The organism is Faecalispora anaeroviscerum (genome assembly GCF_947568225.1).
Classification (GTDB): domain Bacteria; phylum Bacillota; class Clostridia; order Oscillospirales; family Acutalibacteraceae; genus Faecalispora; species Faecalispora anaeroviscerum.
The window spans coordinates 606,184-619,647 of record NZ_CANOOQ010000001.1; the positions used below are offsets into that span (position 1 = coordinate 606,184).

The window sequence follows — 13,464 nt, forward strand, 5'->3', positions numbered from 1 at the left end:
AAATAAAAGAATGATTTTAAAAAAACAGTATTATTATAAAGGAGTTTGCGATGGGATTTTTTGATAAAATCAAAGATGGACTGAAAAAAACTCGCGACAGCATCACCGGGCAGATCGATACCATGCTGAACAGCTTTACAAAGATAGACGAAGAGCTGTTTGAAGAGCTGGAGGAGCTGCTCATCATGGCGGATGTTGGCGCTGCCACCTCTGCTAAAATCTGTGAGGAGCTGCGTGCCCGCGTGAAGAAAAACGGCGTAACGAACCCGGCCGATGTGCGTGGGCTGCTGCGTGAGGTGATTTCTGAAATGCTCAGCGGCGGCGAAGAGCTGCAGCTTACCACTAAGCCGTCGGTCATCCTGATCATCGGCGTGAACGGCGTGGGAAAAACAACCACGATCGGAAAGCTTGCCGCCAAGCTTTCGCGCGAGGGCAAAAAGGTGATTCTCGGTGCGGCGGATACGTTCCGTGCGGCGGCGATTGATCAACTGCAAGTGTGGGCCGACCGGGCCGATGTCCCGATGGTCAAGCATGCGGAGGGCTCCGATCCTGCGGCTGTGGTGTTCGATACCATCGCGGCGGCTAAGGCGCGCGGCATGGACGTTGCAATCTGCGACACCGCCGGACGCCTGCACAACAAAAAGCACCTGATGGATGAGCTGGCAAAGATCAGCCGCATCATCGACCGCGAGCTGCCGGACTGTGATAAAGAGGTTCTGCTCGTACTCGACGCAACCACCGGGCAGAACGCTGTGAACCAGGCCCGGGAGTTCCAGAACGCGGCGGGTCTGACCGGCATCGTGCTCACAAAGCTCGACGGAACAGCGCGCGGTGGCGTGGTGCTGCCTATTCGTCAGGAGCTGGGCCTTCCCGTTAAGCTGATCGGCCTTGGTGAAAAAATAGACGATTTGCAGCCGTTTGATGCGGATGAGTTCGCCGCGGCTTTGTTTGAGAGGGAATCGGAATGACATTTGTAATTGCTACGCACAATCAAAAAAAGTTGAAAGAACTCAAAAGAATTCTGGAGCCCTTGGGCTTTGACGCCGTGATCAGAGAAGAGCTGCCCGAGGTAGAGGAAACCGGCACAACCTTTGCCGAAAATGCTTTGCTCAAGGCAGAATCGGCCTGCAAGGTGACGGGTATGCCCGCCATTGCGGACGACTCCGGCCTGGTGGTGGATGCACTCGGCGGCGCACCGGGAGTTTATTCCGCGCGCTACGCGGGCGAGGGTGCAACGGACAAGCAGCGGTATGAAAAACTGCTGAAAGAACTTCACGACGTTCCCGCAGAACAGCGTACCGCCCGGTTTGTCAGCGTGGTCTGTTGTGTGTTTCCGGATGGGAAGATCCTCACGGAGGAGGGAACCTGTGAGGGCATCATCGCGTTTGAGCCGAAGGGCGAGGGCGGTTTTGGCTACGACCCTATTTTCCTCGTGGGGGAACGTTCCTACGCGGAAATGGCAGCCGAAGAAAAAGATCAGATCAGCCACCGAGGCAGGGCACTTGCAAAATTAGCGCGGGAACTGGAAAACTGGAAGAAAAATGGTTAAAATAAAGGAGTATATTGAATGATTACAAGTAAGCAGCGGGCGTTTCTGCGCTCTTTGGCCAATCCGCTTGACACGATTTTAATGATTGGCAAGGACGGCATGAGCGACGATATTTTAAAGCAGGCGGATGACGCACTGACCGCCCGCGAATTGATCAAGGCCAAGGTGCTGGAAACAGCGGGCATCACTGCGCGGCAGGCGGCGGATGAACTGGCGGCACCCCTTTCAGCTGAGGTTGTACAGGTTATCGGTGGAAAATTTGTTCTGTACCGCAGAAATCAGAAGGAACCGAAAATCATTCTGCCAAGGCCTGCGAGAAAATAATGGTGCATGGCGAATTCCATACTCATTCACCATGCAAAATTTTAAAAAGATTTCTTTCTCCCCCACCGAAAGTGGGGGAGAAAGAAAAAATCATTGCTGTTGTTTGAGTTTGGTATCAGGAGGGTCCATGAAAAAACTGGCGATGTTCGGGGGAACCTTTAACCCGATCCATAACGGGCATCTGCATATGGTACAGGGCTTTCGCGAGCGGCTGGGGCTCGACCGTGTGCTTCTTATACCGTCGCGTGTGCCGCCCCATAAGGCCGCGGACGATTTGGCGGATGCGAAGGACCGACTCGAGATGTGCCGCTTGGCGGCAGAGCCGTGCGGCCTTGCTGTGTCGGATTTAGAGCTGCGGCGCGATGGCCCGAGCTATACCGTAGACACACTGCGGCAGCTGCACAAGGCGAACCCGGATGCCGAGCTGTATCTGCTGATGGGTGCGGATATGTTTTTAACGCTGGAGCATTGGTTCAAAAGCGAGGAGCTGTTACGCCTGGCACGGATGTGCGCGGTACCGCGCGAGGAAAGCAGCAAGAGCGAGCTTTTGGCCTATGCGAAGCATCTGAACAGCATGGGCGCCAGAACACATGTGGAAGATCTTCCGCTCCTGCCGGTTTCCTCCACTCTGGTGCGGGAGCGTATCGTGCAGGGTCTTTCCATTGCTGGGCTGGTTCCCGAGGCAGTGGAGGAGTATATCATTCGGCATCATTTATACGGGGGGATTTCCAATGGATGAAAAACAGTATGAAGAAATTGTTCGCAGCCGTTTGTCCGACAAGCGCTTTCAGCACAGCAGGAATGTTGCGAAGGCGGCGCAGGAGCTGGCGGTTTTGAATGGGGAGAACCCACAAAAAGCCAGGCTGGCCGGGATTCTTCATGACATCATGAAGGAGGCTCCGCCCGAAGAACAGTTGAAAATCATGGCCGCTTCTGGTATAATACTCACAGATGTTGAGCGCTCTGCGCCAAAGCTGTGGCATGCCATGGCGGGCGCTGCTTACCTGCGGGATGTCCTTGGCTTTCAGGATCAGGAGATTCTCGACGCCGTTCGGTACCATACCACAGGGCGCGCTAATATGTCTGTTTTGGAAAAGATCGTGTTTGTGGCAGACTTCATTTCAGATGAGCGGGATTACGAGGGCGTTCAGGAACTGCGCGAGGCGGCCCGCCGCGGCCTACAGGAAGCGGTATTAGCAGGCCTGATTTTTACGATTCAGGATTTATCGCAGAACCAAAAACCGATTCACCCAGACAGTGTAGCCGCGTATAATGAGGAAATTGTATCTCGCGGCAAGAAATAAGCGTTCAAAATATAAATTAGGAATGGTGGTTACCAGATGACGTCATTAGAGTTGGCCAAAAGGGCCGCAGTCATTTTAGACAATAAAAAAGCCGATGGGCTGAATGTGCTGGGTATCCGCGAGCTGTCTTCGCTTGCAGATTATTTTGTTCTGGCAACAGGTACCAGTAACACACATGTTAAGGCTCTGGCCGATACGCTGGAGGTACAGCTCAAAGACGAGGGCCTTGCACCCGACCATGTGGAAGGATACCGTTCCAATTCCTGGATTCTTCTGGATTACGGACATGTCGTCATTCACGTTTTTACCGCAGAAGCACGCCAATTTTATGATCTGGATCGCCTGTGGCAGGACGCGGAAAATATAGAGCTCGATTTTTTGAGCGAAAGCTGAATGAGGGGGAGCACCAGTGAAATACGAACATAAACCGATTGAAGCTCGATGGCAGAAAAAATGGGAAGAGACAGGGGCTTTTCACGCGTCGCAGTCTGCGGACAAGCCGAAATTTTATGCCCTGATTGAATTCCCTTATCCGTCCGGGCAGGGTCTGCATGTAGGGCACCCCCGCTCTTACACGGCGCTGGATATTATTGCCCGCCGCCGCAGAATGATGGGCTATAATGTGTTGTATCCCATTGGGTGGGATGCGTTCGGTCTGCCGACTGAAAACTTTGCAATCAAAAATCACGTGCATCCGGCCATCGTAACCGAGAAAAACATCGCCCGTTTCAAGCAGCAGCTGCAGGCGCTGGGCTTATCTTTTGATTGGACCCGCGAGATCAATACCACAGACCCGTCTTATTATAAATGGACGCAGTGGATCTTTTTGCAGATGTTCAAACATGGGCTTGCTTATAAAAAAGAAATGTCGGTCAACTGGTGTACCTCGTGCAAATGCGTTCTGGCGAATGAAGAGGTTGTCAACGGCGTCTGCGAGCGCTGCGGCAGCGAGGTTGTGCACAAGGTGAAATCCCAGTGGATGCTGAAGATCACCGAGTACGCCCAGCGTTTGGTGGATGATTTGGATCTGGTGGATTACCCCGACCGCGTAAAGTCTCAGCAGAGAAACTGGATCGGCCGTTCCACCGGAGCCGAGGTTCGCTTTGGAACCAGCCATGGGGAAGAGCTGACCGTTTACACCACCCGGCCCGATACGCTCTACGGTGCGACCTATATGGTTCTGTCGCCGGAGCATCCGTACCTCGAAACCTGGGCTGACAGCCTGCACAATCTGAATGAAATCCGCGCTTACCAGCAGGAGGCCGCGAAAAAATCCGACTTTGAGCGCACCGAGGTGGCCAAGAATAAAACCGGCGTACGCCTCGACGGTGTCACGGCGAAAAATCCGCTGACCGGCAAAGAAATCCCGATCTTTATTTCCGACTATGTACTTGTGTCCTACGGTACCGGTGCGATTATGGCCGTGCCCGGTCACGATACCCGCGACTGGGAATTCGCGAAAAAGTTTAGTCTGCCGATCATTGAAGTCGTGAAGGGCGGCGACGTGGAAAAAGAAGCGTTTACCGACTGCCAAACCGGCATCATGGTCAACTCCGGCATTCTGGACGGCCTGACCGTTGAGGAAGCGAAGAAGAAGATCATCGAGTACCTGGCTGAAAAGGGCATCGGCGAGCAGAAGGTTAACTTCAAGCTGCGCGACTGGGTATTTTCTCGCCAGCGCTACTGGGGCGAGCCGATCCCGATCGTTCACTGCGACAAATGTGGCTATGTAGCCCTGCCCGAAAGTGAGCTGCCGTTGACTCTGCCGGAGGTAAAAACCTATGAGCCGACCGACAACGGCGAATCTCCGCTGGCCCACATGACAGAATGGGTGAATACCACCTGCCCGCACTGCGGCGGCCCCGCCAAGCGCGAAACGGATACCATGCCCCAGTGGGCAGGTTCCTCCTGGTATTTCCTGCGCTACATGGACCCCCACAACGACAAGGCTCTGGCCGGCAAAGAGGCTTTGGAATACTGGTCGCCGGTAGACTGGTACAACGGCGGCATGGAGCATACTACGCTTCACCTGCTGTACAGCCGTTTCTGGCACAAGTTCCTGTATGATATTGGGGTTGTTCCCACTGCCGAACCCTATGCCAAGCGTACCAGCCACGGCATGATTCTGGGTGAGAACGGCGAAAAGATGAGCAAATCCCGTGGCAACGTCGTCAATCCGGACGAAATTGTCAACGAATACGGCGCGGACACCATGCGTCTGTATGAAATGTTCATCGGCGACTTTGAGAAGGCAGCCCCGTGGAACACCGCGAGCATCAAAGGCAGCCGCCGCTTTCTGGAGCGTTACTACGCGCTGACGGAGCGACTGGCGCCGGGCGACAAAATCACGCCCGCTCTGGAGCCGGCATTCCACAAGACAATCAAAAAGGTCGGCGAGGATATTGAAAACCTGAAATTTAATACGGCGATCGCTTCGCTGATGGCGCTGATTAACGACATTTCCGATGCCGGCTCCATCAATCGCGAGGAGCTGCGCGTGTTTACATTGCTGCTGAATCCCTTTGCCCCCCATGTGACGGAAGAGGTGTGGGAGCAGGCGAAGCTCGGCACCGGTCTTGTGGCCGGGCAGAGCTGGCCCGAGTACGACGAGGAAAAATGCAAAGAGAGCATGGTAGAAATTGCGCTGCAGGTCAGCGGAAAAGTGCGTGACCGCATTGAAATCCCCGTGGAGTATACCAAAGAGCAGGCGATTCAGGCGGCAAAGAATCAACCGAAGATTGCGGTGGAGCTTTCCGGTAAGCAAATCGTAAAAGAGATTTACGTGCCGGGAAAGCTGGTCAATCTTGTTGTGAAATAAAAAAGCATTTTATGCTCCTTTTCATACGTCTTTTTTACAACAGCGCCAGGGTCGCTTCTGCGGCCGGGGGCTGTTGTTTTTTTCAATGCTTTTCGCCGAAAAAGCGGGACCCTTTTTGAAAAAGTGCTTTTCTATTTATCCTGTAAAGTGTATAATAGTACGGAATCGCAGAACCGGAGAATGCGGCGGCAGAAGGCAGGATCGCGTGTTTTGTGGCACCACATAAGCCAAATTTGGAGTATAGTGAGGATTGTGGAACAATATGGAAAAAAGCACATTGAAAAAATCAGTCACTGTTGTTGAGGCAATGGCGATCGTTGTGGGAATGATCATCGGTTCCGGTATTTTTCTGAAACCCGGCATTGTTCTCAATAACGCAGGCAGCCCAGCCATGAGTATTGCCGCCTGGGTGGCAGGCGGTATTATCACTTTGGCATCTGCGTTGTCTGTGGCAGAAATCGCGTCGGCTATTCCGAAGTCCGGCGGACTTTATACGTATTTGGAAGAGCTGTATGATGAGAGAGCCGGCTTTTTGCTGGGCTGGGTGCAGACGGTGATTTCCTATCCGGCCTCCGTTGCGGCGCAAGCCATCGCATTTTCAATTTATGCCGCTTATTTTATTCCGGTTAGCGGCATACAGCAAAAGCTGTTAGCTACCGGTGTTTTGATCTTTATTCTGATCATGAATATTTTGTCTACCAAATGCGGCGGCATCATTCAAACCCTGGCTACGGTTGGCAAGCTGATTCCGATTGTGGCGATCATCGGCGTCGGCCTGCTTTCCCCGAGTATTCCCGGATTTGCGGGTGCGTCTCAGGAGGCTCTCCAGGGTGCGGGCTTCGGCGCCGCAATCCTGGGCACTCTTTGGGCCTATGACGGCTGGATCGGCGTGACCAACATGGCCGGCGAGCTGAAGAATCCTTCCAAAACGTTGCCGCGGGTCATTTCCATCGGCGTACTGTTTGTTATCGTGGTCTATGCTCTGTTCAATCTGGCCATTTTCCGTGCGCTTCCGCTAGATCAAATCGTGGCGTCGCCCACGCCCGGCGCGGATGCGGCAAATGTCCTGTTCGGCGAAGGCGGCGGCACGTTTATTACTGCCGGCATTATGATTTCGGTATTTGGTGCCCTGAACGGCTATTTGATGACAGCCGCGCGTGTCCCCCAGGCAATGGGAGCAAGAGGCCAGCTGCCGTTCTCAAGAATTTTGGGTGCGGTTCATCCGAAGCTGCGCACCCCGGCCAACGCGCTGATTTTTCAGAGCGTGCTGGCGCTTGTGTATATTTTCTCCGGCACATTCAACACTCTCACCGACCTTCTGGTGTTTGTTCTGTGGATTTTCTTTATCATGGGCGTTCTGGGTGTGTTTATTCTCCGGAAAAGACAAAGCCCGAAGGAAGGCCAATATAGGGTTCCGCTGTATCCTATCACCCCCATCATCGGCGCGGTGGGCGGAGTCTATATTTTGATCAGTACACTGATCGACGCCCCGGTTCGCTCTGTCGTAGGGATTGCAATTACTCTGCTGGGACTGCCGGTGTACCAATGGATGAAAAAGAAGAAACAGAAATAAGCCTGGGGCGGCGCGCATCTCTGTCGGATGCGCGCCGCGTGCAAAAAAGGTAAAAAAAGGGAGGGAGAGCATCGTGGACGGAGCTCTTCTGGGCGATATTGCCGGTTCCCGTTATGAATTCAGCAAGCCGAAGGGGTTTCACCATAAGACAATCCCATTGTTTGAAAAGAGCTGTTTTTATACGGATGACACGGTAATGACGGTTGCAACGAAATATGCCATACTGAGCGGGATTTCCTATCGCGATGCTTACGTGATGTTCGGCAAAAGATATCCCTACGCGGGGTATGGGCCGATGTTCAAGGACTGGATTTACGATCATCTGCATTCCCCGTACCAAAGTTACGGCAACGGCTCCGCCATGCGGGTGAGCTTTGTGGGAGAATATTTTGAAACGCTGGAGGAGGTGGAGCGCGAGGCGAAAAAAAGCGCCGAGTGCAGCCACAACCACCCAAAGGGAATTGCCGGGGCGCAGGCAGTGGCCGTCAGCGTTTTTTTAGCGAGAAATGGCTTCTCTAAGCGTGAGATTAAAAAGCAGATTACGGCCCGCTACGGCTATCCCCTGAACCGCAGCCTGCTGCTGTACCGGCCATTTTCCAAATTCGACATGAGTTGTGATGGCTCGGTTCCGCTTGCTATCCGTTGCTTTCTGGAAAGCAGCTCTTGGGAAAGCAGTATCCGCAATGTGCTGAGTGTTACCTGCGATACCGACACCGTGGCCTGCATCACCGGTGCCCTTGCAGAGGCTTTTTATAAAGATACCGGCTTTGACAACGCCGGTCTGCTAAAGGAGTATTTATTTGACCCAGCCGTTTCTGAAGAGGAACAGCTGTTGTATCACTGGGCAACTGCAAAAAATAAGAAGGAGGTTCGTGAGTGATAATCTACACCTACCAGTCTGTGAAAGTGCTGCGAATGATCAAATCCGGAGAAATTTACCGTGCGCATTCCAGCCGCAAATACGGGCGGGCGTACGACTGCCTGGTGGATATGCTGGGGCTGCGCTGTGAATGCCCAATTTTCGGGAATCTGAGATTCCACCGAAAGAATACGGGTGGGAGTATCTCGAACAGTGTGAAGCTGATTCTAAAGGTGCCGAAGGAGAATGTCTGGCTGACGGAGTATTCCGAATGGGCAGATTTTATGTATATGGTTCAGTTCACCTCACCCAAGGATTACCACGACCTAATCGCGGGAGAGGTTGACGACATCACTCGGGAAAAGCTGCACAAAACCATCGAATCGCTTAGGCTGCAGCGCAGCCCCTGGGCATATCGGGTTCCACAGGCTATTTTGGAAGAAATTCGGCCGGAGTGGTTGACGGAATATAAAGTAAAGCTGTAACAGGCCGAAATAGATTGTGCAACCATGCGGGCCATGGAGTACCGCCGGTTTCGCACGAAATGAATCATTATGGAGAAGAGGAAAGAAACATGGATAAAAAGCTGTCTTTTTCATCCTATCTGCTGGTTGGCTCCATGCTCTTCGGATTGTTCTTTGGAGCCGGAAATTTGATTTTTCCGGTTCATATGGGTCAGCTGGCCGGCGCGGCGACGCCTCTGGCCACCATCGGGTTTCTGGCTACGGCAATTGGTCTTCCGTTTCTTGGCGTGATTGCCGTGGGAATTTCCGGCAGCTCGGGGCTGTTTGATCTGGCCGGGCGCGTGCATCCCATTTATGGGTATGTGATGACAATTCTGCTGTATATGACCATCGGTCCGTTCTTCGCGCTGCCCCGTACTGCAACGGTTTCCTTTGAGATCGGCCTTGTGCCATTCCTTCCGCAGCAGGCGCATGGAGTTGGGCTGGCAGTGTTTACGGTTGCGTTTTTCGCCGCGGCACTGGCGTTTTCTCTGCGCCCGAACAAACTCTTGGTTTGGGTGGGAAAGGTTCTAAATCCCCTGTTTCTGGCAGTGCTGGCTATTTTGATTGTGTTGAGCGTTGTCTCACCGATGGGCGCTGTGTCCCAGATTCCGGTAGCGGAGCCTTATGCCGCTTCTCCTTTTTTTAAAGGCTTTCTCGAAGGCTATAACACGATGGACGCGCTCGCGTCTCTGGCTTTTGGAATCATTGTAGTGAATAGCCTGAAGGAGCTGGGAGTGAGCAGTCCCCGTGGTATTGCGCTGGATACCATCCGGTCAGGTGCCATCAGTGTGCTGCTGATGGGTCTTATCTATGCTTTCTTGGCGTATATGGGCGCTTCGAGCGCCGGGCAGTTTGCCGTTTCTGAAAATGGAGGCATCGCGCTGGCTCAGATCGCCCGGTATTATCTGGGAACGGGGGGAAGTGTCCTGCTGGCGGTGATTGTGACGGTGGCGTGCCTGAAAACGGCGATCGGCCTGATCACAGCCTGTTCGCAGACCTTCTGTGAGCTGTTCCCGAAACATTTAAACTACCGCATTTATACCGTACTCTTTACGCTTGTTTCCCTTTTCATTGCCAATATCGGCCTGACTCAGATTATTTCTTTGTCAATCCCGGTGCTGATGTTCCTGTACCCGCTGGCCATTTCACTGATTCTGTTGGGAATTCTAAGCCCGCTGTTCCACAACCGGCGTTGTGTGTACCTGATTCCCACGGTTTTCACGCTGTTTGCCGGTGTGGGTGATTTTTTGAACGCTCTGCCGCGGCAGATAACAGAGCAGCCTTCTGTGAAGGGAATCCTGAACGTTTACCGCGATTCTCTGCCCTTCTTCTCGCTGGGAATGGGATGGGTGATCCCGCTTGCGGCGGGCGTTGTAATTGGCTTTGCGGTTTATCTGCTTACAAAACAGAAGCAATCCGGCCAGAGAGCCTGATTGCCACGCAAAAAACCTCCGATCCGGAATTCCGGATCGGAGGTTTTTTGTTCCTACACGTTTAAATTAAAAATCCCCTAATAGGGCGCATAGAGATCTAAATTCATTCAAGCTTTTCAAAACAGCGGGCGGTTCAGCGGTGTACGCCCAAAAAGAACAGAGCGACAGTTCCGGGACCGGAATGGGTGCCGATCACCGGGCCAACATAATTGATGAGGACACCCTTTACCGAGAAACGCCGGAGTATCTCATCGCGTACCCATTCGGCATCCTCCAGGCAATCGCCGTGGCTGATGTAAATCATCTGCTGCTCGGGGTCGATGACGGTCTCTTCCATCTGGTCAACCAGAGCGCTCAGTGAAGCCTTGCGCCCGCGGGCCTTTCCCACGTTGATTAGGTGGCCCTCATCGTCTACGTGCAGAACGGGCTTAATGCCAAGCACAGTGCCGATTAAAGCCGTGGCAGACGAAACTCTGCCACCCCGCTTTAAATGGTTCAGGTCGTCTACGGTAAACCAGTGGCACAGCTTCAATTTGTTTTCTTCCAGCCAAACGCGTACCTGATCAATGCTTTTACCGCTTTTTCTCAGCTCCACCGCATGGGAAATAAGTAAGCCCTGACCCAAAGAGGCGCATAGGCTGTCTACGGTATACAGCTTTCGCTCCGGATATTTTGCGGTAAGCTCCTGTGCCGCAAGGTGCCCCGCGTTAAATGTATTGCTCAGGCCGGAAGAAAACAGAATGCAAAGCACATCTTTTCCCTCCTTCAGCAGAGCCTCCATTTTTTGCTGAAAGGTTTCCATATTCACCGCAGAGGTGGTGCATACCGTCTCCTGACGGAGCTGGTTGTAGAAATCAGGAAAGCTGATGCTGTTTCCATCCAGGTCGTTTAAATATTCCTGATCGCCCAGATGAACCGAAAGGGGAAGAACCTCAAGCCCCCATTCCCGTGCAAGGTCACCAGGAAGATCACAGCAGGAATCTGTGAGAATTACAAAATCATTCATGGAAAAAATCCCTCATTTCAAATTCTTTGCTTTTCTTTCCATAAAAATAGAATGGCTAATTTTGGGATTATTATATCACACCCTACCAATTTATGCAAATTGTCTGTTTTATAACAATAAAAAAATCGGAAGGAATGCTTGACAAACGGAGAACAACATTGTATTATTGTATTAATCCACTAGTACAATCATACAGACGGAGGTGAAGATGGATGAATTGGGATCTGAAGTCCGACAGACCCATTTATTTTCAGCTAATAGAAGAAATTGAGCGAAGAATTATTTCCGGTGTTTATCCGCTGGGTACCCGGCTGCCGTCGGTGCGCGACTTGGCCACGGAAGCGGCAGTAAACCCAAATACGATGCAGAGAGCACTTGCGGAGTTAGAAAATCAGGGGCTTTTATATTCACAGAGAACAAGCGGCCGGTTTGTTACGGAAGATGAGGAGGTTATCAAAACCATGAGATATTCTTTGGCGCAAAACATTATCAAGGAATTTATGGAGAAGATGAATTCCCTGGGGTATGATTCCCGGCAGACCATTAAGCTGCTTGAGCAGATGGAGGAGGAGAAGAAATAATGGAACCGATTTTACAGTGCAAAAACCTGACCAAGGTTTTCCCCGGCAAGGTTGCGCTGTCTGGGGTGGATTTAGACATCGGCCGCGGCAGAATTGTTGGCCTGCTTGGCCCGAACGGCAGCGGTAAAAGCACACTCATCAAGCTGTGCAACGGACTTTTAACACCCACAAACGGAGAACTTTTAATTAACGGGAACGCCCCGGGCGTTGAAACAAAGCGGATTGTTTCGTATTTGCCGGAGCGCACCTACCTGAACGACTGGATGACCGTGCGGAATCTGGTGGATTTCTTTGATGATTTTTACACGGATTTCAATAAGGCGAAGGCATATGATATGTTTCAGCGGCTGGATATTAAAAGCGATGCCAAGCTGAAGACCATGTCGAAGGGCACAAAAGAAAAAGTGCAACTGATTTTGGTAATGAGCCGTGAAGCATCGCTGTACCTGCTGGATGAACCGATCGGCGGCGTGGACCCGGCGGCTCGCGATTACATTTTGAATACAATTATTTCTAATTACAGCGAGAACGCGACCGTAGTGATTTCCACCCACCTGATTAGCGACGTGGAGAGAATTCTGGACGACATCATTTTCATCAATCAGGGGTCTATTGCATTGGTTTCTTCGGTGGAAGAGATCCGAGAGAAAAACAATAAATCTGTGGATGAATTGTTCCGGGAGGTGTTCCGATGCTAAACCGTTTGCTGAAATATGAAATCAAGTCAACCGCGCGCATTTACCTGCCGCTGTATCTCCTGTTGTTCTTAATGGCGGTCATCAATAAGATTTTTATTTCAATCAATTCTGAAAACCTCGGTATCCCCATCGCAATTTCCATGACGGCTTATGTGTCGATTGTTGTGGCCATTGTTGTGATTACGCTGGTGGTGACGATCCAGCGGTTTTATAAGAATTTGCTGACGGATGAGGGCTACCTGATGTTTACCTTACCGGTTAGTGTGGATGCCAATATTCTCAGCAAAATGCTCGTGGCGGTTCTCTGGAATCTCACAAGTATGGTCATTTCATTTTTCTCCGTTCTGGTGTTGGCCGTTGATCGCGACATGATGGAAAGAATTGCGGAAACTTGGGGCCAGTTTTGGAGTTATATGGCCGGTATGGATTCTGCCGTATATATGGTCATTTTCCAGGGAATTATGCTGTTTCTCCTCTCTTTGGTTGTTGGAATCCTAAATCTTTATGTTGCGATGGCAATTGGGCACATGGTGCAAAAGCATCGGGTTGCCGGTTCCTTAGGAGCGTTTTTTCTGATCGGATTAGTGGAACAGATTATTGCGACAGTATTTATTGAAATTAGTTCCAAGAACGGCTTGTTTGATTTCTTGCTGAAAATGCAGCCAATCTATCAAATTCAGTGGGTTCTAACGGCTTTGATCTTTGCAACTATCGTTCTCGGTGCGATTTACTATTTTGCGACGAAGTATATTTTGAGGAACAAACTGAATCTCGAATAAAAGGCGATTTGCTTCCCCTCCCTCAGAACGGGAG

At 51.6% G+C, this 13,464-nt stretch carries 15 protein-coding genes; 14 read left to right on the top strand and 1 reads right to left on the bottom strand.

Annotated elements, in window-relative coordinates; all coding sequences use genetic code 11:
* Positions 1-50: 50 nt before the first annotated feature.
* From ftsY to brnQ, 11 genes are all read left to right on the top strand, one after another.
* Positions 51-968 carry a signal recognition particle-docking protein FtsY gene (gene ftsY / locus QOS46_RS02975; protein WP_283607179.1) on the top strand — a complete coding sequence of 306 codons (918 nt, stop codon included), beginning with the start codon at positions 51-53 and terminating at the stop codon, positions 966-968.
* A complete protein-coding gene (locus tag QOS46_RS02980) occupies positions 965-1,549 on the top strand; it encodes an XTP/dITP diphosphatase (RefSeq protein WP_283607180.1) in 585 nt (194 codons plus the stop codon). The genes ftsY and QOS46_RS02980 overlap by 4 nt, the downstream gene beginning before the upstream one ends.
* An 18-nt stretch (positions 1,550-1,567) precedes the next feature.
* Entirely contained in the window at positions 1,568-1,873 is a 306-nt protein-coding gene (yhbY, locus tag QOS46_RS02985; protein ID WP_283607182.1) for a ribosome assembly RNA-binding protein YhbY, read from the top strand.
* Positions 1,874-2,000: 127 nt separating this feature from the next.
* On the top strand, positions 2,001-2,612 hold the full coding sequence (nadD, locus tag QOS46_RS02990) for a nicotinate-nucleotide adenylyltransferase (protein ID WP_283607183.1): 612 nt from the start codon (positions 2,001-2,003) through the stop codon (positions 2,610-2,612).
* Complete coding sequence (yqeK, locus tag QOS46_RS02995) at positions 2,605-3,177, top strand: bis(5'-nucleosyl)-tetraphosphatase (symmetrical) YqeK (protein ID WP_283607186.1); 573 nt, start codon at positions 2,605-2,607, stop codon at positions 3,175-3,177. The genes nadD and yqeK overlap by 8 nt, the downstream gene beginning before the upstream one ends.
* 36 nt (positions 3,178-3,213) lie before the next feature.
* Entirely contained in the window at positions 3,214-3,570 is a 357-nt protein-coding gene (rsfS, locus tag QOS46_RS03000; protein ID WP_283607188.1) for a ribosome silencing factor, read from the top strand.
* A gap of 16 nt (positions 3,571-3,586) precedes the next feature.
* Positions 3,587-5,995 carry a leucine--tRNA ligase gene (leuS, locus tag QOS46_RS03005; protein ID WP_283607190.1) on the top strand — a complete coding sequence of 803 codons (2,409 nt, stop codon included), beginning with the start codon at positions 3,587-3,589 and terminating at the stop codon, positions 5,993-5,995.
* Between the two features lie 262 nt (positions 5,996-6,257).
* Positions 6,258-7,568 (top strand): APC family permease, encoded by a 1,311-nt coding sequence (locus QOS46_RS03010; protein ID WP_283607191.1) that lies wholly within the window; start codon positions 6,258-6,260, stop codon positions 7,566-7,568.
* A gap of 73 nt (positions 7,569-7,641) precedes the next feature.
* Positions 7,642-8,448 (top strand): ADP-ribosylglycohydrolase family protein, encoded by an 807-nt coding sequence (locus QOS46_RS03015; RefSeq protein ID WP_283607193.1) that lies wholly within the window; start codon positions 7,642-7,644, stop codon positions 8,446-8,448.
* Positions 8,445-8,912 carry a hypothetical protein gene (locus tag QOS46_RS03020; protein WP_283607194.1) on the top strand — a complete coding sequence of 156 codons (468 nt, stop codon included), beginning with the start codon at positions 8,445-8,447 and terminating at the stop codon, positions 8,910-8,912. The genes QOS46_RS03015 and QOS46_RS03020 overlap by 4 nt, the downstream gene beginning before the upstream one ends.
* A gap of 89 nt (positions 8,913-9,001) precedes the next feature.
* Positions 9,002-10,366, top strand: coding sequence for a branched-chain amino acid transport system II carrier protein (gene brnQ, locus QOS46_RS03025; RefSeq protein ID WP_283607197.1), 1,365 nt, complete (start codon positions 9,002-9,004; stop codon positions 10,364-10,366).
* 133 nt (positions 10,367-10,499) lie between these two features.
* Here brnQ and QOS46_RS03030 read toward each other — a convergent pair whose 3' ends face one another.
* On the bottom strand, positions 10,500-11,372 hold the full coding sequence (locus QOS46_RS03030; RefSeq protein ID WP_283607199.1) for a DegV family protein: 873 nt from the start codon (positions 11,370-11,372) through the stop codon (positions 10,500-10,502).
* A 212-nt stretch (positions 11,373-11,584) separates the two neighbouring features.
* Between QOS46_RS03030 and QOS46_RS03035 the strand changes: the two genes are divergently transcribed.
* The 3 genes from QOS46_RS03035 to QOS46_RS03045 are packed head-to-tail and all read left to right on the top strand — an operon-like array spanning position 11,585 to position 13,430.
* Entirely contained in the window at positions 11,585-11,953 is a 369-nt protein-coding gene (locus QOS46_RS03035) for a GntR family transcriptional regulator (RefSeq protein ID WP_283607201.1), read from the top strand.
* A complete protein-coding gene (locus QOS46_RS03040) occupies positions 11,953-12,651 on the top strand; it encodes an ABC transporter ATP-binding protein (protein ID WP_283607203.1) in 699 nt (232 codons plus the stop codon). The genes QOS46_RS03035 and QOS46_RS03040 overlap by 1 nt, the downstream gene beginning before the upstream one ends.
* The gene (locus QOS46_RS03045) at positions 12,645-13,430 is read left to right on the top strand and encodes a hypothetical protein (protein WP_283607204.1); all 786 of its coding nucleotides are present in this window, start codon (positions 12,645-12,647) and stop codon (positions 13,428-13,430) included. Before QOS46_RS03040 ends, QOS46_RS03045 begins: the two co-directional genes overlap by 7 nt.
* Positions 13,431-13,464 lie beyond the last annotated feature (34 nt).